This window comes from Bacillus cereus group sp. BfR-BA-01350 (assembly GCF_022663775.1).
Classification (GTDB): domain Bacteria; phylum Bacillota; class Bacilli; order Bacillales; family Bacillaceae_G; genus Bacillus_A; species Bacillus_A paranthracis.
In genome coordinates this window covers 179658-200269 of the sequence record NZ_JAKUGD010000003.1, presented here as the reverse complement: position 1 = coordinate 200269, position 20612 = coordinate 179658, and the positions used below count along the sequence as shown (strand labels likewise).

Sequence of the window (20612 nt, the reverse complement as noted above, 5' to 3'; positions counted from 1 at the left end):
GAATATGTTATCGTTATTGTAGAATATAGAAGTGAACATGAAGTGAATTTTTAATGTTTTTTCCCTGTAAACTGTAAAAAAAGTACACCAACAATATTGTTGATGTACGATGGAATCAAAGGTGATCGGTCTTTTTAGAATAGGCACGCTTACCTTGCTCTATATTCTTTTGTTCTTGCTCATTTTTTTGCGCGCGTTTTGCATTATTATCGCGTGCTTTTTTGTCGTTATCACTCGTATGTGGCATATGTATCAACTCCATTTCTAAACGTTGTACGTTTATCATTTCCTTTTTCGTAAAGACTATGTATAGCAGTGTATTCATGAATAATGAAGGTGGATTGGAAATGGATTTGAAGTTGAATTATACCGAACTTATAAAGAAGTTAATCGTTGTAATCGTCGCAGGTTTGTTAAATGCGATTGGAATGAATTTATTTTTAACGCCAGCGAAAGTGTATGCAAGTGGCTTTGCTGGATTGTCTCAATTGCTATCACAAATATTAGGTGATTTTTTATCTATTCACATATCAACCGGGGTATTATTTAGCTTGTTTAACATTCCAGTCGTTATTTTAGCGTGGAAAAAGGTTGGAAAGGCCTTTACTTTCTTTAGTTTTCTTTGCGTTATCTTTATGACTATGTTTTTAGAAATTATCCCAGTTAGAGCAGTTTCAAACGACATCATATTAAATGCGATTTTTGGTGGGCTTATTTCAGCAATCGGGGTAGGGATTGCGTTGAAGTGGGGGGCTTCTACAGGTGGTTTAGATATAATCGCCATGATTTTATCAAAGATTAAAGACAAGCCTGTCGGTACGTATTTTTTCTTCTTTAATGCACTGATCATTATCGCTGCCGGCTATGTGTATGGATGGGAAAAAGCATTATATACTTTAGTGACTTTGTATGTGTCAACGCGAATCATCGATGCAATTCATACGCGTCATGTGAAGATTACGGCATTAATCGTTACGAAAAATGGGGCAGATATACGAAAGGCGATTCACTCACGCTTAGTGAGGGGGATTACAACTATACCAGCAACTGGTGCTTATACGAATGAAAATAAGGAAATGCTAATGATTGTTATTACTCGTTACGAACTGTACGAATTGGAGAGGGTTATTAAACAAGTGGACCCAGGTGCATTTACAAACGTACTGCAAACAGTTGGGGTGTTCGGATTGTTTCGAAAAGATTAAAGAGGACCAAAGCTGGTCCTCTTTTTTAATGTGCATTCGTAATGTTTTGCAACTGCTCTTGCATTTCACGTAGCTGAACTTTTTCAGCTGTTGAAGAGTTTGCGTATGCAGAGTGCAAAGCGTTTTTGGCTCTATATACGAGATCTTGTTGCTCGGCACCGCTTGAACAAGATACGGCATTTGCAACAGCATCTCTAGCTTGTTGAAATAGTAAGTTCCCCATTTAGACCCCTCCAAAAGAAGAGTTACTTCTCGCTTTTTCTGCCTCAGCTAATGTACCTCGGTACGGGAATCTTGCATCATGCTTCATAACAGCATCGGCTCCTTGTTGGATAAAACGTTTTGATTTGTTCTTTTTACCCATTCGAAAAACCCCCTTTATTTAGCTGAAAACAATCGACGCGCTAACTTGTGCGTCTAATGATAGTATGAGCGTTTGGCGAGAAACTATAAGCAGGGAATTTTTAGATTACAACCCAAGAACCTCTTCTAAATATAGTGCAATGCCATCTTCTTCGTTCGTTAGCGTCGTATGGTTTGCGAGTGATTTTAATTCAGGAATGGCATTTCCCATTGCGATGCCGTGACCAGCAAATTCAATCATTTCAAAGTCGTTATCTTCATCACCGAAAGCGATAATTCGCTCTTGTGGAATGTTGTAATGACTAGAAATTTTTTGTAGTCCAACAGCTTTATTTAATCCGCTTTTTACAATTTCAATAATCGGCCAAGGTGCGCCCCATTTTCTATGGTCAATTACTTCAGCATGCATATCAGTTAAATGTTGACGAATTGCACTGGAATGCTCGTCATGTGCGTCAATTAATAAGCAAGTTGGATGATCGTTTAAAATATTTAATAAGTCTCCTGTAAAAATATTTGGAGAACCGAATTCGAAAATATGTTTTTTATCTTCATCAATTTCACGAACATACACATCGTCCATTACTTCAGCGTATATATTTTTTACGCCAAAATCAAAGCAAGCTCGGACAATTTCTTGCGCTGTTGCTAGCTCAAGAGGAGAGTGATGTGTGCCCCACTTTGAATCAAGAGGGTGATGTACGTAAGCGCCATTAAAGTTTACGATTGGTGTATTTAGACCAAGTTCTTTATAGTAATCATAACTAGCGCGGAATGGACGTCCTGTTGAGATAACAACAATATGTCCTTGTTCCTTTGCTTTTGCAATTGTATGTTTTGTTCGAGTGGAAATTATTTTGTTGTCTGTTAATAAAGTGCCGTCTAAGTCTAGTGCGATTAAATGTTGTTTGTTCATAATTTCACCTCTTATAATATTTTTTTGTTTTTATCTGTATTTCCGTTTTTTATATGCAGAAATAAGAGGTTAGACTGGGTGAGACCACCAAAGATGGAAAGTTCACTATATATCCATCTTACGTCGCAAAGTGCTGCGGTGTCTACTATTTCTCGCTGGAAATTAAGAAAAGTCAACATCTTTTTAGAAAGTTCAAACAATGTTTCTTTCATTATGTACAAATTGTGAAAAGGGTTACATTGCTCGTATGATGAGGCTTATAATGAACATGTAATCTTCTCGTATATGTTTGACTCTCCTTTGAAACTGGCCTATAGTAGGTTGGTTTCTTTTTTTTCTACAAATAGGAATGAAATCCCTGCTTTAAGCTTGTGTCATTCATGTATATGTACAAGAATGAAATGTAGTACTTGTTTCCTAAACATGACAGACAAGCTTTCTTTTAAAATGGATATACTAATGAGGCAAAGACGTCATGGAAGGAGAATGGAAATGGGACAAAATCGTAGGTTTCGTTCTGGACAAAAAGCGCCGAATGATGGCATTTACGTAGAAATTGGTGAAACGGGAAGTATGGTGAAAGATCCGCAAATGGTAAAACTAACTGCTGGTGAAAAATTTCCAGATAACACAAATCATAACCGTCAGTGGACGTATAAAAGAAAACCGTAACAGGAGCCGCAATCGTTATTGCGGCTTTTTTTGTCGTTACACATAATAATTTCATTTACCGTATATTTTTCACTTGTATCATGCATGCTCCTTTTTTCTTTTTCCAATAATAAGTTTGAAAATACATAGTCAAAATTATTGTATAAAAAAGTCAGTTGGCGTATAATCAAATCAAAGGTCAAAGAAAGTCAAACATTTGGAGGACTGTAAAGATGGACTTAAATCAAATGACAACAAAAACACAAGAGGCGATTATGAGTGCACAATCTTTAGCGGTATCTCATCACCATCAAGAAGTAGATACTGTTCATCTCTTGTTTACATTATTAGAAGAGCAAGATGGGCTAGCAGTACGTATTTTTCAAAAAATGAATGTCGATATAGAAGCATTAAAACAAGGTGTAGAAAATTTAATTAAGAAAAAGCCTTCCGTAACGGGAAGCGGTGCAGAAGCAGGTAAATTATATATAACAGGTGCTTTGCAACAACTGCTAGTAAGAGCAGGAAAAGAAGCAGAGAAATTGCAAGATGATTACATTTCAGTTGAACATGTATTACTTGCTTTTACTGAAGAAAAAGGCGATATAAGCCAATTATTTACAAGATTTCATATTACGAAAGATAACTTATTACAGTCTTTAATGACAGTTCGGGGGAATCAAAGAGTGACTAGTCAAAATCCAGAAGCAACTTATGAAGCGTTAGAAAAATATGGTCGTGATTTAGTGGCGGAAGTGAAAGCAGGGAAAATTGACCCTGTTATCGGCCGCGATAGTGAAATTCGCCGCGTAATCCGCATTCTTTCACGTAAAACGAAAAACAACCCTGTTTTAATTGGTGAGCCAGGTGTTGGTAAAACAGCAATCGTTGAAGGGTTAGCGCAGCGTATTGTGAAGAAGGATGTACCTGAAGGATTAAAAGATAGAACAATCTTTGCGTTAGATATGAGTGCGCTTGTAGCTGGTGCGAAATTCCGCGGTGAATTTGAAGAGCGTCTCCAAGCTGTATTAAATGAAATTAAAAAGAGTGAAGGTCGCATTTTACTATTCATTGATGAGCTTCACACAATCGTCGGCGCTGGTAAAACAGAAGGCGCAATGGATGCAGGAAATATGTTAAAACCGATGCTTGCGCGTGGTGAACTGCATTGTATCGGGGCGACGACGTTAGATGAATATCGTAAATATATTGAGAAAGATCCAGCGCTAGAAAGACGTTTCCAACAAGTATTAGCAGAAGAACCAACTGTTGAAGATACAATTTCCATTTTACGTGGTTTAAAAGAGCGTTTTGAAATTTATCACGGTGTAAATATTCATGACCGCGCAATTGTAGCAGCATCAGTTTTATCAGATCGATATATTTCGGACCGTTTCTTACCGGATAAAGCAATTGATCTTGTCGATGAAGCTTGTGCAACAATTCGTACAGAAATCGATTCTATGCCGACAGAATTAGATGAAGTAACGCGCCGCATTATGCAGCTGGAAATTGAAGAAGCGGCTCTTGGAAAAGAAAAGGACTTTGGTAGCCAAGAACGCCTCAAAACGTTGCAACGTGAATTATCGGATTTAAAAGAAGTTGCAAGTGGTATGAGAGCGAAATGGGAGAAAGAAAAAGAAGATATTCACAAAGTGCGTGACTTACGTGAACATTTAGAGCGTCTGCGCCGTGAATTAGAAGAAGCAGAAGGGAATTACGATTTAAATAAAGCAGCGGAACTTCGCCATGGAAAAATTCCTGCAATTGAAAAAGAGTTAAAAGAAGCAGAAGAAATGGGCGCAAATAATAAACAAGAAAATCGTTTATTACGTGAGGAAGTAAGTGAAGAAGAGATTGCTGAGATTGTTTCACGCTGGACTGGTATTCCTGTCGCAAAACTCGTTGAAGGTGAACGTGAGAAATTATTACGCTTAGAGCAAATTTTATCAGAACGTGTTATCGGACAAGAGGAAGCGGTAAGCCTAGTATCAGATGCAGTTCTTCGCGCGCGCGCTGGTATTAAAGATCCGAACCGTCCAATTGGTTCCTTCATCTTCTTAGGACCGACGGGGGTTGGTAAAACAGAGCTTGCCAAAACGTTAGCGCAGTCTTTATTTGATAGTGAAGAACAAATGATTCGTATCGATATGTCTGAGTATATGGAGAAACACGCTGTGTCACGCTTAATTGGTGCGCCTCCTGGATATGTTGGATATGAAGAGGGCGGTCAATTAACAGAAGCGGTAAGACGTAAACCGTATTCCGTTATTTTGTTAGACGAAATCGAAAAAGCGCATCCAGAAGTATTCAATATTTTATTACAAATGTTAGATGACGGACGCATTACAGATTCGCAAGGACGTACAGTGGACTTTAAAAACACAGTTATTATTATGACTTCAAATATTGGGTCTGCTCATTTATTAGATGGATTAGAAGAAGATGGTTCGATTAAAGAGGAATCAAGAGACCTTGTAATGGGGCAATTGAGAGGACATTTCCGACCAGAGTTCTTAAACCGCGTCGACGAAATTATTTTATTCAAACCTCTTACAACGAATGAAATTAAAGGTATTGTTGATAAAATTGTAAAAGAATTACAAGGTCGTTTAGCTGACCGTCATATTACGGTACAATTAACAGAAGCAGCGAAAGAATTTGTTGTAGAAGCTGGCTTCGATCCGATGTATGGAGCTCGTCCATTAAAACGATATGTACAGCGTCAAGTTGAGACGAAATTAGCGAGAGAATTAATTGCAGGTACGATTACTGACAATAGTCATGTAGTGGTTGATGTAGAAAATAACGAATTAGTCGTTCATGTGAAGTAAAATAAAAAAGAGTTCGGATAAAATCCGGACTCTTTTTTTAGTGCTGTTCTACTGGCTCGTTTGGAATTGCAGCTGAAATTGCTAGTACTAATACTGCAAGAACAACTGAGAAAATAGACGCTTGGTTAAAATCGTATGTACCGCCAGTCATAGAGCCGATTACGTAGCTCATCATATGTACAAGCAAGAACGACCAAATTAATGCCCAAATGAAACGCATATTTTACACCTCTATTCGTTCAATCTGTCCTTATTGTAACACAATTGAAAAAAGAATATAGAAAAATATTTGTAGATTTTTCAACGCAAATTTGCATTCTGTTCATACATTATAAAAGAGTACTTTTTATACGTTTAGAAAATAAGGCGGGGGAAAAATGAGTATTACGGAACGTTTTTTTTACTTAGAAAAAGAACCATGCGTTATTTATTTACCGGAGAAGCCAAATGGATTTTCTGTTATGCTTCTTGGGGATTACAACTACTTTATTGAGAATGGTACAAGTTTATGGACACAGCATGCGGGTAGATCTTATTTTTTACACGGCCTTATTGAGGAAGGCTATACGGTATTTTCTTCTAATTTATACGGCAGACATTGGGGAAACGATCAATCTGTTCGTCTAGCAAAACGCCTATATGATGTTGTGTTGAGAAAAGAGACATTAAATGCAAAAATGCACATTATGGCAGATGGTATGGGGGCACTTGTTGCGCTTGAAATGATGAACAAATACCCTGAATGTATACGTTCTGTCATTATGTTAAATCCGTGTTTAGATTTACCAGAATATGTGGAGTTTGAGAAAGAGCATAAATTTTTTTACAAGAGACTCTTGAAGGAATTAAGTTTAGCGTATGATGCTAAAGAAGAAGAATTAGAAGCGAAAATAAATAAGAAATCATTTACGCTTCTTCCGTCTTGTGTACCTGTTAAAATTTTTGTATCAACACAAGAAAAAAGAGGAAGAAAACAGCTGCTACGTAAATACGAGAAAATGAGGCAATTGAACCAATGCGATACTTCTGTCTTATTCCATCTGCAAGATGTGAAATATAAAATGGTTAGGCAAACGACTGATTTCTTTAAAAAATATGAAGAAGAATTGTGAAGCTCCCATATACATAAATGAGGAGCTATTTGTTTCAAGGAGAAAGGGTGGGTGGTATGGAACGCGTGCTAATTATAGGTGCACTTACGTTTGTAGGTTATCACCTTGTGAATAAAATGATTACAGAAGAAGTAGAAGTATATGGTCTTGATTTTGATGAATTCGATAATATGACAAAAATTAATGAAGAGAAGTTATTGTTAATTGGGCGAAATGCGTTATTTACGTATTATTCGATAAGAGATGAAGACGGATGGAGATCCGTAGAGGAAGAGAAATTTGATGCGGTTTACTTTTGTCTGTATGAGCCTAACCAACAAAGTGGCTTTCGAAATGAAAGAGTTATATTACAGTATTTAAAGCGAATGATAAGACTGTGTGAAGAACATAAAGTGAAGTTAAATCTAATTTCTTCTATTGAAGTAGGAAACGTAGATGAGTCCGAAAATAAACGTCTATTTGCAAAAGTGGAAGAAGGATTGAAAAAAGGAGAGGTACAATATAGTGTATTTCGAGTTCCTACATTGTATGGACCATGGCAACCATCTTTTATGATGTATCATCAGCTCATGTTATCAGAACTGGGTGAGAAAGAGTGCCATTATACGAGTGAGGAAAACGCCAGTGATCTACTGTACGTTGAAGATGTATGTGAATACTTATGGGAAAATGGCATGAACGAGGAATATCTCGGTATATATAATTTACTTAGTGGTAAAAAATCATTATGGAAAAAAGGTATGAACCTTTTACGTGCAGAGGATAAAGTGAAAAAAGAGAATCTGGAAGAAAGAGATGGAACAGTAGAGGTTATTTCGATAAAAAGAAATACTCCGTTAGAATACGGTTTAAATAAACAATTGGCGCATATGAAAAAATATAAAGAGTTATACGAAGGATAGAGAGCGTGTTACACTATGTATGTGAAAGTTTTAATGGAGAGGAAGAACATAATATGAATGAGAAAAGCATGCAATTTTTACAAATCGCAATGAAGCATTTACCAGAAGCAAAGGCCATTTTAGATGATAATGGAATTGCGCTTGATATGGAGAAAGCTCAACCAGTATTAGAGTTATTGATGAAAGTTATGAACGAAGCATATGAGCTTGGGAAAGCAGATCAAGAATAAAAAGCATAAAAAGAATAAAAAGCATCTTTTTAAGATGGAAGAGAGGCCCGAACCGTGGATAGAAGCGGTCAGGGCCTTTTTTATTCTCGCCTGGGGGAAAACTAGATATATGAAGAGGCTAAAGGAAAAGTAGTGGGGAGAACCCTCTAGTTTAGAAGGAAAGCAAATAAAGAATAAAAATTTAGATGGAAGAGAGGCCTGAACTGTAAGTAGAAACGGTTCGGGCTTTTTTATATTTCGAAAGAACAGGTAAAGGTATGTTTCCGTTTCTTTTCATAAACAATAAGGTGAATAATGCGTTAGCTTTATGTTTTAGCTGAAATATATTCTAGACAAAAATACATTTATGTTTTAAAATTAGTACCAAGTCATAATAATTGATATAAAACGGAGGGCTGCGATGTGAACGTGGGCATTTTAGGGATCGGAAGATATGTGCCGGAAAAAGTAGTCACAAATCACGATTTAGAGAAAATAATGGATACATCCGATGAATGGATTCGTACGAGAACAGGTATTGCGGAAAGACGCATTGCCGATGATACAATAGATACTTCATATATGGCCGTAGAGGCTTCTAAAAAAGCACTTGAAGATGCAGGGATTAGCGGAGAGGATATCGATCTTATTTTAGTAGCAACAGTAACGCCAGATCGTGCTTTTCCAGCAGTAGCTTGTGTTATTCAAGAAGCGATTGGCGCAAAACATGCAGCTGCAATGGATTTAAGTGCAGCGTGTGCTGGTTTTATGTACGGAATGATTACAGCGCAGCAATTTATTCAAACGGGAACTTATAAAAATATACTAGTAGTTGGTAGTGATAAACTATCTAAAATTGTAGATTGGAACGATCGAAATACAGCAGTACTATTTGGAGACGGAGCCGGTGCGATCGTAATGGGAGCTGTTTCAGAAGGTAAAGGCGTTCTATCTTTCGAATTAGGAGCGGACGGAAGTGGCGGTAAGCATCTTTATCAAGATGAGTATGTTATGATGAATGGCAGAGAAGTCTTTAAATTTGCTGTTCGTCAACTTGGGGATTCTTGTCTTCGCGTTCTAGATAAAGCTGGTCTTACGAAAGAAGATGTGGATTTCTTAGTACCGCATCAAGCGAATATTCGTATTATGGAATCTGCAAGAGAGAGATTAAATCTACCACAAGAAAAAATGAGTATGACAATTGAGAAGTTCGGTAATACATCAGCTTCTTCCATTCCGATTGCAATGGTAGAGGAATTGCAAAACGGACGTATTCAAGATGGTGATTTAATTATACTTGTTGGTTTTGGCGGCGGATTAACATGGGGAGCAGTCGCTCTTCGTTGGGGTAAATAAGGACTGAGAGAAAAAAAGGAGTGTATTTTGTATGGAAAAAAAGAGGGTCGTAATTACAGGACTAGGAGCTGTTACACCGGTTGGTACAGATGTTGAAACAGCGTGGGAAAACATTAAAAAAGGTGTATCTGGAATCGGACGACTTACAAGAATTGATCCGGAACTATTTCCAGCAAAAGTAGCAGCAGAAATTAACGATTTTGAAGTCGAGAAATATATTGATAAAAAAGAAGCGCGTCGTATGGATCGCTTTACACAATATGCAGTAGCAGCAGCGAAAATGGCAGTGGCAGATGCAAAGCTTGAGATTACAGAAGAAAATGGACCTCGAATTGGTGTATGGATTGGTTCTGGTATTGGTGGTATGGAAACATACGAAGAACAATTTAAGATTTTTACTGAGAAAGGCCCGCGCCGCGTGAGCCCATTCTTCGTACCAATGATGATTCCAGATATGGCAGCAGGCCAAGTATCAATCGCAACAGGAGCAAAAGGAATTAACACTTGTTCTGTAACGGCTTGTGCATCTGGTGCAAACTCAATTGGTGATGCGTTTAAAGCAATTCAGCGTGGTGATGCTGATGCAATGATTACAGGTGGAGCAGAGGCGCCGTTAACAAGTATGGCATTCGCAGGATTTAGCTCAGCGAAAGCATTAACATTCAATGAAGATCCAGCAACAGCTTGCCGCCCATTCGATAAAAACCGTAGTGGTTTCGTAATGGGTGAAGGTTCAGGTATTTTAATTCTTGAAGAATTAGAGCACGCATTAGCTCGTGGTGCTCACATTTATGCGGAAATCGCTGGTTACGGTGCAACTGGTGATGCATTCCATATTACAATGCCAGCTCCTGGCGGTGAAGGCGGCGTGCGCGCAATGCGTCAAGCTTTAGCGGATGCAGGTCTACAGCCAGAAGATATTGATTACATTAATGCGCATGGTACAAGTACGGATGCGAATGAAAAGTATGAAACGATGGCAATTAAAGAAACGTTCGGTGAGCATGCGTATAAAGTAGCAATCAGCTCAACGAAATCAATGACAGGTCACTTATTAGGGGCAGCTGGTGCTGTTGAAGCAATCTTCTCTATTAAATCAATTACAGATGGAGTAATTCCTCCAACAATTAACTATGAGACACCAGATCCAGAATGTGACTTAGATTACGTACCGAATAATGCGAGACATCAAGAAGTAAACGCGGTGTTAAGTAATTCATTAGGATTCGGTGGTCATAACGCAGTATTAGTATTTAAAGCGTATAAATAATAGATGAAATAAGGAGTTTTTTCGTAACATATTGCGAAAAAACTCCTTATTTATTTTTACGCCTTTTTCTCCTTTTGCATATACATAAGAAAAAGGAGGGATAAAGATGGGGATTGTTGAAACTGCTGAGTGGCTACATCTATATTACGGACGGCCAGAAAAGCTGTGTGAGAAGTTTACGAAGTATATCCCGCTGCCAAAAGAAAGGTTGTATCGCTTTTTAATTTCTAAAGGTATGTATCGCCCTGTTATGCGAGGAGAACGAGAAATTAAAGAGTTAGAGAAAAAGGAAGTTTGGAAAGAGTTACGTGCGGAGTATGAGAAACTGAAAAATTGGTTAAAAGGTCCAGATGTCCCTGTCTTTATTTTATTATCAGACTCCTATAATCGAACGGTACAAGAAGAGTATAACGGCAGGGCTGGATTATCTATGCGCCACGTTATTTTCTTATTCGTATGTGGACGGAATTCGGTGGAAGAATTAAAAGTGCTATTGGCGCATGAATATCATCACATATGCAGGTTACATCAAATTGAGACGAAAGAAACAGAATATACATTACTTGATACGATGATTATGGAAGGATTAGCTGAGCAAGCGGTAACGGAAAGATATTCAGAAAAAAACAATGCACCGTGGACGACGTATCTTTCAAAGGAAGAGGCTATATATTATTGGAAAAATGTTGTGCATGAAAGAATAAGTATAAAGCGAGGAACAAGGGAGCACGACATCTTATTAAATGGATTTCACTCTTATCCGAAGATGCTTGGCTATGCGCTTGGATTTCATATTGTCAAAGATTGTGTAACTTTGCAAGGAGAAGATACACTTTCTTTATTGCCTATAGATGCGAAAGAAATATTAAATAAAGCCAATACATTTCATATATAAAAAAACAGGAGCTCTCTTTCCTGTTTTTTTAGTATTAATAGAAGAAAAAATAATAATTAGAATATATTTCCTTAGGTGGAATAAAGTTAAGAAAAATTGAACATAATGATGGATACAAACAGTAGTGAAGTGAGGGGTAGTGAATGTTATATCTACATGATGTATGGGTAAATTGGTTTGAAGGTGAAGAAAATGGGTATAACGTTTGTCATTTTTACGAATGGCGGAAAGATGATACGATTGAGCTATTAGATCAAGTGCCATTATTAAAAGTAGATTCCACATTATATCATTACATCGAGAACGAATTGTTAGAGCTTCCGCAAAAAATGTTGGAAGACGTACATCATAAGGCTTATATTCGTAAAAATCATGAACGTTTGCAGCAAGAGTATTGCTTTGTAGTTACAGATGGAAAAGGAATTATTGCAATCGACACAATTGGTTACAACGTACCGATTCGAAAGAGCAGACTTATACCGCGCCAAGAGCAGATGGTATATGAGATGGTAGAAAACGTACAAGCAGAAAAGTATGAGTTCCAAGTAGAAGAAATGGAAAAAGAACATCATATTTTATCACCATCACCTTTCATTATGAATGGCTTAACTCGTAAAGAAAGACAGCTTAAACAATTACTATTTATGGCGTTAGATCAATTACATACAACGAAAAACACAGCAGAAATTCGCTATTGGTTCACAGAGTGGGATCCATCAGCATACGGAATGGTTCAACATATGGAATTTGAAGATATTTGGGCTAAGCTGTATGATGAAGCGAAAACAGGTTGGTCTGAGAAGCACGAACAATTATGCGAGCGTCTCGTAAAAGGACAGCCATTTTTTGAAAAGTTATGGGAAATGGAAAACGAGCAAAAGGTAAATTAAAAAAACCGCCGATTGGCGGTTTTTTATTTGTTGTAGTCTAGCTCCAGCGGCAAGCTCTTCGTGTCTAAGAACCTTCCGCATAAGAAGACAAAAAGCGCCTTTTATGCGAAAGAACCTTAGCCAGTCAGAGCTGAACGAGCCGCCTCCGCTTTATAAATTACCTACGTTTTCTACTTAGTCCCATTGCGTTTTCTACTTTGCGTAGTTGTTTGAATGCAACGCGGTTTGCTTTTTCGGCACCTTTGTCTAGAATTTCGTCTAGTTCTGGTGAGTTGATTAGTTCGTTATATTTGTCTTGGATTGGACGAATTGCCTCTACGACTACTTGCGCTAAGTCGCCTTTAAAGTCGCCATATCCTTTTCCTTCGTACATTGCTTCAATTTCTTCAACTGTTTTTCCAGAGAATGAAGAGTAGATTGTTAATAAGTTAGAGATGCCAGGTTTGTTTTCTTTATCAAATTTCACGATACCTTCAGAATCAGTTACAGCACTCTTAATTTTCTTTTCAATTGTTTTTGGTTCGTCAAGCATGCTGATCATTGATTTTGGATTCGGATCAGATTTACTCATTTTTTTCGTAGGCTCTGTTAGTGACATAACGCGAGCTCCTACTTTTGGAATGCGGATTTCAGGAATTGTGAATACTTCACGGAAGCGTTTGTTGAAACGCTCTGCTAGGTCACGTGTTAATTCCATATGTTGCTTTTGGTCATCACCAACAGGCACGATCTCAGTGTTGTAAAGTAAAATATCAGCAGCCATTAATGGTGGGTAAGTTAGTAATCCAGCTGGAACTGAATCTCTACCTGATGCTTTATCTTTATATTGCGTCATACGCTCTAATTCTCCAACGTAAGCAACGGATTGCATAATCCATCCTAGTTGAGCGTGTGCCGGTACTTCTGACTGTACAAATAAAGTAGCTTTTTCAGGATCGATACCGCATGCTACATAAAGTGCAGCAAGACTGCGGATGTTTTTACGAAGTTGTACCGGATCTTGAGGTACTGTAATCGCATGTTGATTTACAATACAGAAATAACAGTCGTGTTCGTTCTGAAGCTCTGTAAATTGCTTCATAGCTCCTAAATAGTTTCCAAGTGTAATCGTTCCACTCGGCTGAATACCAGAAAAGATAACTGACATAAGTAATTCCTCCTAAATTTGAATGCGTGATAGGGAAGAGAAAGCAAACAAAAAAAGCCCATTCATCCCAAAAAACTATAGGGACGAATGGACCGCGGTACCACCCTAATTATTTCACTACTGTGAAATCTCTCTAATCCATAATAACGTTTGGATATAACGCCAAAGCCTACTACTTTCGGTTCGGTTTGGAGCTCAAAAGCCCATTCCATACTGTACAATTACTTGTTCACACCAGCCACAAGCTCTCTGAAATTGCCTCAATATGTACTCTTCTTTATCATCGCATACATATAAATTTATTTATTGTTACCTGAGCTCTTTAAATATGAAAGAACTAAAGTTTTATAACAAAATGTTTTGCTGATTATTATATCATATGGGATAGTGTTTGCAAACTACATCAAAATAGTAAAGCTAATGAAGGTCGAGAACAACCCAAGAACGATACCGGTAATGCAAATTGGATACGTCCATTTGAATGAATATGTTTTATAAATACGTTCTTTTTTATCGATAGGTTCCTCTACTTCTTCAATTAAAGAGTCGATTTTTTTATTCGTACCAAATACTCTTTGGAAGGCGTAAATTGTTACATTAAAAAATCCATTTTGAAATATGAATAAAAAACCGCCTATAAGAATAAAAAATAGTGCGATATAGAACGAGATGTTGACAAAATTCAACAAAAACTGCGATGAAACAAGGAATGCACCAATACTAGAAGCAATTATCGCTATGAAAATTAGTATACAAGTATGAAAAAAAACTTTATTCAAAATGTTCCCCTCCGTCAAAATATTACTAGAATTATTATACTATAAAAGCTATAATATGTACTAGAATTAATTTTTTGAAAATTATACGCAATTAAAGGTCTGATTGCAAGATGATGGTAGCAATGTTAACGTATCCCTTTACAAAAAAATAAAAATATAAACATTTTATTAAAAATTTTAACAAAAAAACAAAAAACTATATTCACAATCGTCATATTATATGTATAATGAAAATTGTAGAAACTTGGAGATTATTCTTTCAATTCTACTTTTTTACAAGTGAGGGTACAGGAAGTGCAATTAGGGGAGGCAACACAACATGAAGAAAAAGATACCGTTATTACTTGCATCGACTTTAACTGCAAGTATGTTGCTTGGTGCGTGCAGCTATCAAAAAGATGACGCAAAAGCAAAAGGGAAAGAAAACGCTACGAGTAGTAGTAACGGAAAGCAGGTTCTTAATTTAACAGAGTTATCTGAAATTCCGTCAATGGATGCATCATTAGCATCTGACTCTGCATCTTCTACAGCATTAAATAATACGATGGAAGGTTTATATCGTATCGGCAAAGATCAAAAGAGATTGCCTGGAATTGCTGAAGATGTTCAAAAGCTAGAGGATGGAAAGAAATACATATTTAAATTAAGAAAAGATGCAAAGTGGTCGAATGGGGAAGCTGTAACGGCAAAAGACTTTGTGTATTCATGGAAAAGAGCAGTAAATCCAGATACAAAAGCAACGTATTCGTACATTATGTTTGATATTAAAAATGCAGAGAAAATTCATAAAAAAGAATTACCTGCTGACCAATTAGGTGTAAAAGCGATTGATGATTATACATTAGAAGTGGAATTAGACAATCCCGTTCCTTACTTTGTTGATTTAACGGTTTATCCAGTATTTTACCCACTTAATGAGAACTTTGTGAAAGCGCAAGGTGATAAGTTTGGGTTAGAGGCAAATACAACATTATATAATGGACCATTTGTTATGAGTGATTGGAAACATGAGCAAAGCTTCCAGTTTAAGAAGAACCCATCATATTGGGATAATAAAACGGTTAAAATCGAAGAAATTAACTTTAATATTGTTAAAAATACGTCAACTGATGTAAATTTATATGAGACAAACTCGATTGATCGTGCGGCTCTATCTTCAGAATTTGTTGATAAGTTTAGACAAAGCCCAGAATTCCACACAAGAAAAGAAGCAGGGGTTGCTTACTTAAGATTTAATCAAAGTAATCAATACTTAAGTAATAAAAACTTAAGAAAAGCAATTTCAATGTCCTTTGATCGTGATAACATTGCGAAGGTTATTTTAAATAATGGTGCAATTGGAGCTTATGGATTTGTTGGAAAAGATTTTGCTGAAGGTCCGAATAAAAAAGATTTCCGAGCTGAAAATGGAAAGTTAGTTGAAACAAATCCAAAAGAAGCGAAAAAGCTGTGGGAAACAGCGAAGAAAGAGCTTGGCACTGATAAAATCGAACTAGAATTCTTAAACTTCGATAATGAAGATGCGAAAAAAGTTGGCGAATTCTTAAAAGGTGAGATGGAAAAGAACTTACCAGGTTTATCAATTAAAATTAAACAGCAGCCATTCGCACAAAAAAATAAATTAGAAGATTCTCAGCAATATGATATTGCGTTTGGTATATGGGGACCAGATTTCCCAGATCCAATCTCATATTTAGATATGTTTGTTACAAATGGTTCTCAAAATAAAACAGGCTATTCTAATCAGAAATATGATGAGTTAATTCTAAAAGCTAAAACAGATACAAAAGATTTACAAGCACGCTGGGACAATCTTTTAGAGGTAGAGAAGATGTTAATTAAAGAGGATGCAGTTATCACTCCAATCTTCCAAAAAGGTTCAGCGTATGTAGTAAAAGGTGCCGTTAAAGATATTATCCCAATTAACTATGGGGGTAAATTAACTTACAAATGGGCATCTGTTGAACAAAAATAATCTTTTTTCCATCGTTTATTAGGGTATATGCCTATGATGGGCATGTACTCTTATTTTAAAAAAATAAAAGTAAGAATATTTTAAACTATCTTATTGCTTTTGAGAAAAACGGGGAGGTGCTTGACTATGGGACGTTATGTATTAAAACGTTTCGTGTACATGGCTTTGACATTATTTTTAATTACTACGTTGACTTTCTTTTTGATGAAATTACTTCCAGGTTCTCCGCTTAAAAATCAGGAGAAGTTATCACCTGCACAAAAAGAAATCATTCTTGAAAAATATGGTTTAAATGATCCAGTACCAGTTCAATATGCACGTTACTTAGGTAACTTAGCAAAAGGTGATTTAGGGGTATCATTCCAATATGATAACCGTCCAGTAACAGATATGATTGTGGATCGCATTGGACCATCAGCACAACTTGGTTTACAAGCGATTATATTAGGAACATTTATCGGTTTAATTTTAGGAATCGTTGCGGCACTTCGTAACAATACGTGGGTCGACTATGGAGCGACAATTATTTCCGTACTCGGGATGTCGGTACCATCGTTCGTATTCGCCGCATTACTACAATATTTCGTAGGGGTAAAACTTGGATGGTTCCCAGTAGCATTCTGGAAAGGACCAGAGTTTACAGTAATGCCTACAATTGCTTTATCGATGGCAGTTATCGCAACAATCGCACGTTTCGCTCGTGCAGAGTTAATTGAAGTTATGCAAGCTGACTACATTTTAACAGCGAAAGCGAAAGGAATTAGCCAAGGCGTTATCATTATCAAACACGCCCTTCGTAACGCGTTAATTCCAGTTGTAACAATTTTAGGACCGATGGTTGCAGGGTTAATTACAGGTACATTAGTTATTGAGCAAATTTATGCTGTACCAGGACTAGGGGAACAGTTCGTTAAATCTATTACAGTGAATGACTATACAGTTATTATGGGAACTACAATTTTCTATAGTGCGATCTTCATCTTAGTTATTTTCATTGTTGATATTTTATACGGAATTATTGATCCTCGTATTCGTTTAGCGGGAGGGAAAAAATGATGAAAGATGTACAAAAATTATCTCCAGACTTATTTCAACAAGCTAATCAAAATAATGTGGATAATGAAGTCATTGCCCGTCCAAGCTTAACGTTTTGGCAAGATGTAAGAAGACGTTTGTTCCAACATAAAGGAGCAATGTTTGGTTTAGTTTTATTAACGCTTATTATCTTACTAGCAATCTTCGGACCGATGGTAAGTAAGCACTCGTATAAAGAGCAAGATTTAGGACGTGCAAAATTGCCACCGAAAATTCCAGTTATTGAAAATGTTCATTGGTTACCATTTGACGGTACAGATCAATATGGTGTTGACCAATATGAAAAACGTGATATTAAAGAGTATTTCTGGTTTGGTACAGATGATCTTGGACGCGATTTATGGACAAGAACATGGGAAGGTACACGCGTATCATTATATATCGCTCTTTTAGCAGCAGCAATTGACTTAGTAATTGGGGTTGCATATGGAGGTATTTCAGCGTTCTATGGCGGTAGAGTAGATAACATTATGCAACGTATTATGGAGATTATTAACGGTATTCCATACTTAATCATCGTTATTTTAATGGTAATCATTATGGGATCTGGTATATGGTCAATTACACTCGCAATGGCAATTACAGGTTGGATAGGGATGTCGCGTATCGTTCGTGGACAAATCCTTAAATTAAAAAATCAAGAATACGTATTAGCATCTCGTACATTAGGTGCAACAAATACACAATTAATTGTAAAACACTTAATCCCGAACGTAATGGGACCAATTATCGTAATGACAATGTTTACAATTCCAACAGCGGTGTTTGGTGAGGCGTTCTTAAGCTTCATCGGTTTAGGTATTCAGCCACCATTCGCATCACTTGGTTCTCTTGTAAATGACGGTTATAAATCAATTCAAACGTATCCGCATATGATGTTCATTCCTGCGGTTGTCATCAGTATATTAATTTTAGCGTTTAACTTAATGGCAGACGGATTACGCGATGCGTTAGATCCAAAAATGCGTAAGTAAAAGAGGGGAGAGGCAAAGATGAAAACATTGTTAGAGGTAAAAGATTTACAAGTCTCCTTTGATACACATGCAGGTGAAGTACAAGCTGTACGCGGCGTTACTTTTGATTTGAAAAAAGGGGAAACATTAGCGATTGTAGGAGAATCTGGTTCTGGGAAATCAGTTACTTCTAAAGCGTTAATGGGATTAATTCCGAATCCTCCTGGACGCATTAAAAATGGTGAAATCGTATTTGAAGGTCGTGACTTAACGAAATTAACAGAAAAAGAAATGCAGCAAGTACGTGGTAAAGATATCGCGATGATTTTCCAAGATCCAATGACATCATTAAACCCAACGATGACAATTGGAAATCAAATTATGGAAGGCCTTATTAAACACCAAGGAATGAGTAAAGCAGACGCACGTAAAGTTGCGTTGGAATTAATCGACCTTGTAGGTATTCCAAATCCAGAAGCTCGTTTAAAACAATATCCGCACCAATTCTCTGGTGGTATGAGGCAGCGTGTAGTTATTGCGATGGCATTAGCTTGTAACCCAAAATTATTGATTGCCGATGAGCCGACAACAGCGCTAGACGTTACAATTCAGGCGCAAATTTTAGAGCTTATGAAGGACATTCAACAAAAAACAGAAGCAGCAATCATTTTCATTACGCATGACTTAGGTGTAGTGGCGAACGTTGCGGACCGCGTAGCAGTTATGTACGCTGGTAAAGTTGTTGAAATCGGAACTGTAGATGAAATTTTCTACAATCCAAAACATCCGTATACTTGGGGCTTAATCGCATCTATGCCAAGTTTAGATGGCTCAGAGGAAGAGTTATACGCAATTCCTGGAACGCCTCCAGATTTATTGAAGCCGCCAAAGGGAGATGCTTTTGCACCACGTAACCCGCAGGCACTGAAAATTGATTTTGAAATGGACCCACCTTTATTTAAAGTAAGTGATACACACTATGCGGCAACTTGGTTACTTCATGAGCAAGCTCCAGAAGTAAGACCGCCGGCAGTCGTTGAAAAACGCATTCTTCAAATGAAAGCAGGTGAACAACATGACTAAACAACGTGAGAAATTAATTGAAGTAAAAAATGTAAAGCAGCACTTCGACGTGAGTGGTGGTGTTGTCAAAGCGGTTAATGATATTTCATTTGATATTTACCGCGGAGAAACATTTGGTCTTGTAGGAGAATCAGGTTGTGGTAAATCAACAACTGGAAGAACGATTATTCGTTTATATGATGCAACTGCTGGTGAAGTATTGTTCGACGGTGAAAATGTACATGGCAAAAAATCACGCGCAGAATTGAAGAAATTCAACCGTAAAATGCAAATGATTTTCCAAGATCCATATGCATCATTAAACCCTCGTATGACAGTAGGGGATATTATTGCAGAAGGTATTGATATTCACGGATTAGCGAAAAACAAAAAAGAGCGTATGGACCGTGTTCATGAATTATTAAACACAGTTGGCTTAAATAAAGAGCACGCAAACCGTTTCCCTCATGAATTCTCAGGTGGACAACGTCAACGTATCGGTATCGCTCGTGCACTTGCTGTAGAACCTGAATTTATCATTGCCGATGAGCCAATCTCAGCACTTGACGTATCAATTCAGGCGCAAGTTGTAAACTTACTGAAAAAGTTACAAAAAGAAAAAGGTTTAACATACTTATTCATTGCCCATGATTTATCAATGGTAAAATACATTAGTGACCGCATTGGTGTAATGTACCGTGGTCAAATCGTTGAATTAACAACAAGTGATGAGTTATATGCAAATCCAATTCATCCATATACAAAATCACTATTATCAGCAATTCCACTTCCAGATCCAGATTATGAGCGCAATCGTAAACGTATCGTATACGATCCATCTCAGCACAATTATGGTAGTGAAGAACCGACAATGCGTGAAATTCGCCCAGGACATTTCGTATTATGTTCTGAAGCGGAGTATAAGAAATATAAAGAGATTTATCAATAATAAAAAAGGCCATTCTTCTATTATTACTGAAGAATGGCTTTTTTCTACT

General features: G+C 37.1%; 22 protein-coding genes and 1 other annotated feature. Of the genes, 15 read left to right on the top strand and 7 right to left on the bottom strand.

Annotated elements, in window-relative coordinates; all coding sequences use genetic code 11:
- Nucleotides 1-115: 115 nt before the first annotated feature.
- A complete protein-coding gene (locus tag MR147_RS08785; protein WP_001120845.1) occupies nucleotides 116-247 on the bottom strand; it encodes a DUF3941 domain-containing protein in 132 nt (43 codons plus the stop codon).
- A 100-nt stretch (nucleotides 248-347) separates the two neighbouring features.
- On the opposite strand from MR147_RS08785, the gene MR147_RS08780 reads away from it, so the two are divergent.
- Nucleotides 348-1205: a YitT family protein gene (locus tag MR147_RS08780; RefSeq protein ID WP_074610636.1), complete on the top strand. Its 858-nt coding sequence runs from the start codon at nucleotides 348-350 to the stop codon at nucleotides 1203-1205.
- A gap of 25 nt (nucleotides 1206-1230) precedes the next feature.
- On the opposite strand, the gene MR147_RS08775 is transcribed toward MR147_RS08780, so the two are convergent.
- From MR147_RS08775 to MR147_RS08765, 3 genes are all read right to left on the bottom strand, one after another.
- Nucleotides 1231-1428, bottom strand: a complete 198-nt coding sequence (locus MR147_RS08775; protein ID WP_000527392.1) for a DUF3813 domain-containing protein — start codon at nucleotides 1426-1428, stop codon at nucleotides 1231-1233.
- Entirely contained in the window at nucleotides 1429-1569 is a 141-nt protein-coding gene (locus MR147_RS08770; protein ID WP_000516816.1) for a hypothetical protein, read from the bottom strand.
- Nucleotides 1570-1674: 105 nt separating this feature from the next.
- Nucleotides 1675-2484: a Cof-type HAD-IIB family hydrolase gene (locus MR147_RS08765; protein WP_001041235.1), complete on the bottom strand. Its 810-nt coding sequence runs from the start codon at nucleotides 2482-2484 to the stop codon at nucleotides 1675-1677.
- 492 nt (nucleotides 2485-2976) lie between these two features.
- Between MR147_RS08765 and MR147_RS08760 the strand changes: the two genes are divergently transcribed.
- Nucleotides 2977-3156, top strand: a complete 180-nt coding sequence (locus tag MR147_RS08760) for a YjzC family protein (RefSeq protein ID WP_000531421.1) — start codon at nucleotides 2977-2979, stop codon at nucleotides 3154-3156.
- A gap of 212 nt (nucleotides 3157-3368) precedes the next feature.
- The gene (gene clpB / locus MR147_RS08755) at nucleotides 3369-5969 is read left to right on the top strand and encodes an ATP-dependent chaperone ClpB (RefSeq protein WP_242303923.1); all 2601 of its coding nucleotides are present in this window, start codon (nucleotides 3369-3371) and stop codon (nucleotides 5967-5969) included.
- A gap of 37 nt (nucleotides 5970-6006) precedes the next feature.
- Here clpB and MR147_RS08750 read toward each other — a convergent pair whose 3' ends face one another.
- Nucleotides 6007-6189 (bottom strand): YjzD family protein, encoded by a 183-nt coding sequence (locus tag MR147_RS08750; RefSeq protein WP_001211116.1) that lies wholly within the window; start codon nucleotides 6187-6189, stop codon nucleotides 6007-6009.
- Between the two features lie 157 nt (nucleotides 6190-6346).
- Here MR147_RS08750 and MR147_RS08745 point away from each other — a divergent pair, with 157 nt between their 5' ends.
- From MR147_RS08745 to MR147_RS08715, 7 genes are all read left to right on the top strand, one after another.
- Nucleotides 6347-7081: a lipase family protein gene (locus MR147_RS08745; protein ID WP_000028698.1), complete on the top strand. Its 735-nt coding sequence runs from the start codon at nucleotides 6347-6349 to the stop codon at nucleotides 7079-7081.
- Between the two features lie 29 nt (nucleotides 7082-7110).
- Nucleotides 7111-7983 (top strand): NAD-dependent epimerase/dehydratase family protein, encoded by an 873-nt coding sequence (locus MR147_RS08740; protein WP_242303922.1) that lies wholly within the window; start codon nucleotides 7111-7113, stop codon nucleotides 7981-7983.
- Nucleotides 7984-8036: 53 nt separating this feature from the next.
- Nucleotides 8037-8213, top strand: a complete 177-nt coding sequence (locus MR147_RS08735) for a ComZ family protein (protein ID WP_009879752.1) — start codon at nucleotides 8037-8039, stop codon at nucleotides 8211-8213.
- A 402-nt stretch (nucleotides 8214-8615) separates the two neighbouring features.
- Entirely contained in the window at nucleotides 8616-9548 is a 933-nt protein-coding gene (gene fabH / locus MR147_RS08730; RefSeq protein WP_001100536.1) for a beta-ketoacyl-ACP synthase III, read from the top strand.
- Nucleotides 9549-9579: 31 nt separating this feature from the next.
- Nucleotides 9580-10818, top strand: a complete 1239-nt coding sequence (gene fabF, locus MR147_RS08725) for a beta-ketoacyl-ACP synthase II (protein WP_000412651.1) — start codon at nucleotides 9580-9582, stop codon at nucleotides 10816-10818.
- Between the two features lie 106 nt (nucleotides 10819-10924).
- Nucleotides 10925-11713, top strand: coding sequence for a DUF2268 domain-containing putative Zn-dependent protease (locus MR147_RS08720; RefSeq protein ID WP_000513292.1), 789 nt, complete (start codon nucleotides 10925-10927; stop codon nucleotides 11711-11713).
- Between the two features lie 143 nt (nucleotides 11714-11856).
- Entirely contained in the window at nucleotides 11857-12603 is a 747-nt protein-coding gene (locus tag MR147_RS08715) for a YjbA family protein (RefSeq protein WP_000966137.1), read from the top strand.
- A 157-nt stretch (nucleotides 12604-12760) separates the two neighbouring features.
- On the opposite strand, the gene trpS is transcribed toward MR147_RS08715, so the two are convergent.
- Complete coding sequence (trpS, locus tag MR147_RS08710; RefSeq protein ID WP_000110993.1) at nucleotides 12761-13750, bottom strand: tryptophan--tRNA ligase; 990 nt, start codon at nucleotides 13748-13750, stop codon at nucleotides 12761-12763.
- A gap of 76 nt (nucleotides 13751-13826) precedes the next feature.
- Nucleotides 13827-14043, bottom strand: a binding site (T-box leader).
- A 105-nt stretch (nucleotides 14044-14148) separates the two neighbouring features.
- Nucleotides 14149-14529 carry a DUF3899 domain-containing protein gene (locus tag MR147_RS08705; protein WP_001044990.1) on the bottom strand — a complete coding sequence of 127 codons (381 nt, stop codon included), beginning with the start codon at nucleotides 14527-14529 and terminating at the stop codon, nucleotides 14149-14151.
- A gap of 319 nt (nucleotides 14530-14848) precedes the next feature.
- Between MR147_RS08705 and MR147_RS08700 the strand changes: the two genes are divergently transcribed.
- The 5 genes from MR147_RS08700 to MR147_RS08680 all read left to right on the top strand — a co-directional run bounded on the left by MR147_RS08700 (nucleotide 14849) and on the right by MR147_RS08680 (nucleotide 20563).
- On the top strand, nucleotides 14849-16504 hold the full coding sequence (locus tag MR147_RS08700; RefSeq protein WP_074610631.1) for a peptide ABC transporter substrate-binding protein: 1656 nt from the start codon (nucleotides 14849-14851) through the stop codon (nucleotides 16502-16504).
- Between the two features lie 126 nt (nucleotides 16505-16630).
- Nucleotides 16631-17560 carry an oligopeptide ABC transporter permease gene (gene opp3b / locus MR147_RS08695; RefSeq protein ID WP_000534165.1) on the top strand — a complete coding sequence of 310 codons (930 nt, stop codon included), beginning with the start codon at nucleotides 16631-16633 and terminating at the stop codon, nucleotides 17558-17560.
- Nucleotides 17557-18573 carry an oligopeptide ABC transporter permease gene (gene opp3C / locus MR147_RS08690; RefSeq protein WP_000974101.1) on the top strand — a complete coding sequence of 339 codons (1017 nt, stop codon included), beginning with the start codon at nucleotides 17557-17559 and terminating at the stop codon, nucleotides 18571-18573. Before opp3b ends, opp3C begins: the two co-directional genes overlap by 4 nt.
- 18 nt (nucleotides 18574-18591) lie before the next feature.
- Entirely contained in the window at nucleotides 18592-19635 is a 1044-nt protein-coding gene (locus MR147_RS08685) for an ABC transporter ATP-binding protein (protein ID WP_000854348.1), read from the top strand.
- Nucleotides 19628-20563 carry an ABC transporter ATP-binding protein gene (locus tag MR147_RS08680; protein WP_000166346.1) on the top strand — a complete coding sequence of 312 codons (936 nt, stop codon included), beginning with the start codon at nucleotides 19628-19630 and terminating at the stop codon, nucleotides 20561-20563. The genes MR147_RS08685 and MR147_RS08680 overlap by 8 nt, the downstream gene beginning before the upstream one ends.
- Nucleotides 20564-20612 lie beyond the last annotated feature (49 nt).

Excerpts from the sequence above, each read along its gene's own strand:
- MR147_RS08785 (WP_001120845.1), bottom strand. The coding sequence starts at position 247 with ATGCCACATACGAGTGATAACGACAAAAAAGCACGCGATAATAATGCA.
- MR147_RS08780 (WP_074610636.1), top strand. The coding sequence starts at position 348 with ATGGATTTGAAGTTGAATTATACCGAACTTATAAAGAAGTTAATCGTT.
- MR147_RS08775 (WP_000527392.1), bottom strand. The coding sequence starts at position 1,428 with ATGGGGAACTTACTATTTCAACAAGCTAGAGATGCTGTTGCAAATGCC.
- MR147_RS08770 (WP_000516816.1), bottom strand. The coding sequence starts at position 1,569 with ATGGGTAAAAAGAACAAATCAAAACGTTTTATCCAACAAGGAGCCGAT.
- MR147_RS08765 (WP_001041235.1), bottom strand. The coding sequence starts at position 2,484 with ATGAACAAACAACATTTAATCGCACTAGACTTAGACGGCACTTTATTA.
- MR147_RS08760 (WP_000531421.1), top strand. The coding sequence starts at position 2,977 with ATGGGACAAAATCGTAGGTTTCGTTCTGGACAAAAAGCGCCGAATGAT.
- clpB (WP_242303923.1), top strand. The coding sequence starts at position 3,369 with ATGGACTTAAATCAAATGACAACAAAAACACAAGAGGCGATTATGAGT.
- MR147_RS08750 (WP_001211116.1), bottom strand. The coding sequence starts at position 6,189 with ATGCGTTTCATTTGGGCATTAATTTGGTCGTTCTTGCTTGTACATATG.
- MR147_RS08745 (WP_000028698.1), top strand. The coding sequence starts at position 6,347 with ATGAGTATTACGGAACGTTTTTTTTACTTAGAAAAAGAACCATGCGTT.
- MR147_RS08735 (WP_009879752.1), top strand. The coding sequence starts at position 8,037 with ATGAATGAGAAAAGCATGCAATTTTTACAAATCGCAATGAAGCATTTA.
- fabF (WP_000412651.1), top strand. The coding sequence starts at position 9,580 with ATGGAAAAAAAGAGGGTCGTAATTACAGGACTAGGAGCTGTTACACCG.
- MR147_RS08720 (WP_000513292.1), top strand. The coding sequence starts at position 10,925 with ATGGGGATTGTTGAAACTGCTGAGTGGCTACATCTATATTACGGACGG.
- MR147_RS08715 (WP_000966137.1), top strand. The coding sequence starts at position 11,857 with ATGTTATATCTACATGATGTATGGGTAAATTGGTTTGAAGGTGAAGAA.
- trpS (WP_000110993.1), bottom strand. The coding sequence starts at position 13,750 with ATGTCAGTTATCTTTTCTGGTATTCAGCCGAGTGGAACGATTACACTT.
- MR147_RS08700 (WP_074610631.1), top strand. The coding sequence starts at position 14,849 with ATGAAGAAAAAGATACCGTTATTACTTGCATCGACTTTAACTGCAAGT.
- opp3b (WP_000534165.1), top strand. The coding sequence starts at position 16,631 with ATGGGACGTTATGTATTAAAACGTTTCGTGTACATGGCTTTGACATTA.
- opp3C (WP_000974101.1), top strand. The coding sequence starts at position 17,557 with ATGATGAAAGATGTACAAAAATTATCTCCAGACTTATTTCAACAAGCT.
- MR147_RS08685 (WP_000854348.1), top strand. The coding sequence starts at position 18,592 with ATGAAAACATTGTTAGAGGTAAAAGATTTACAAGTCTCCTTTGATACA.
- MR147_RS08680 (WP_000166346.1), top strand. The coding sequence starts at position 19,628 with ATGACTAAACAACGTGAGAAATTAATTGAAGTAAAAAATGTAAAGCAG.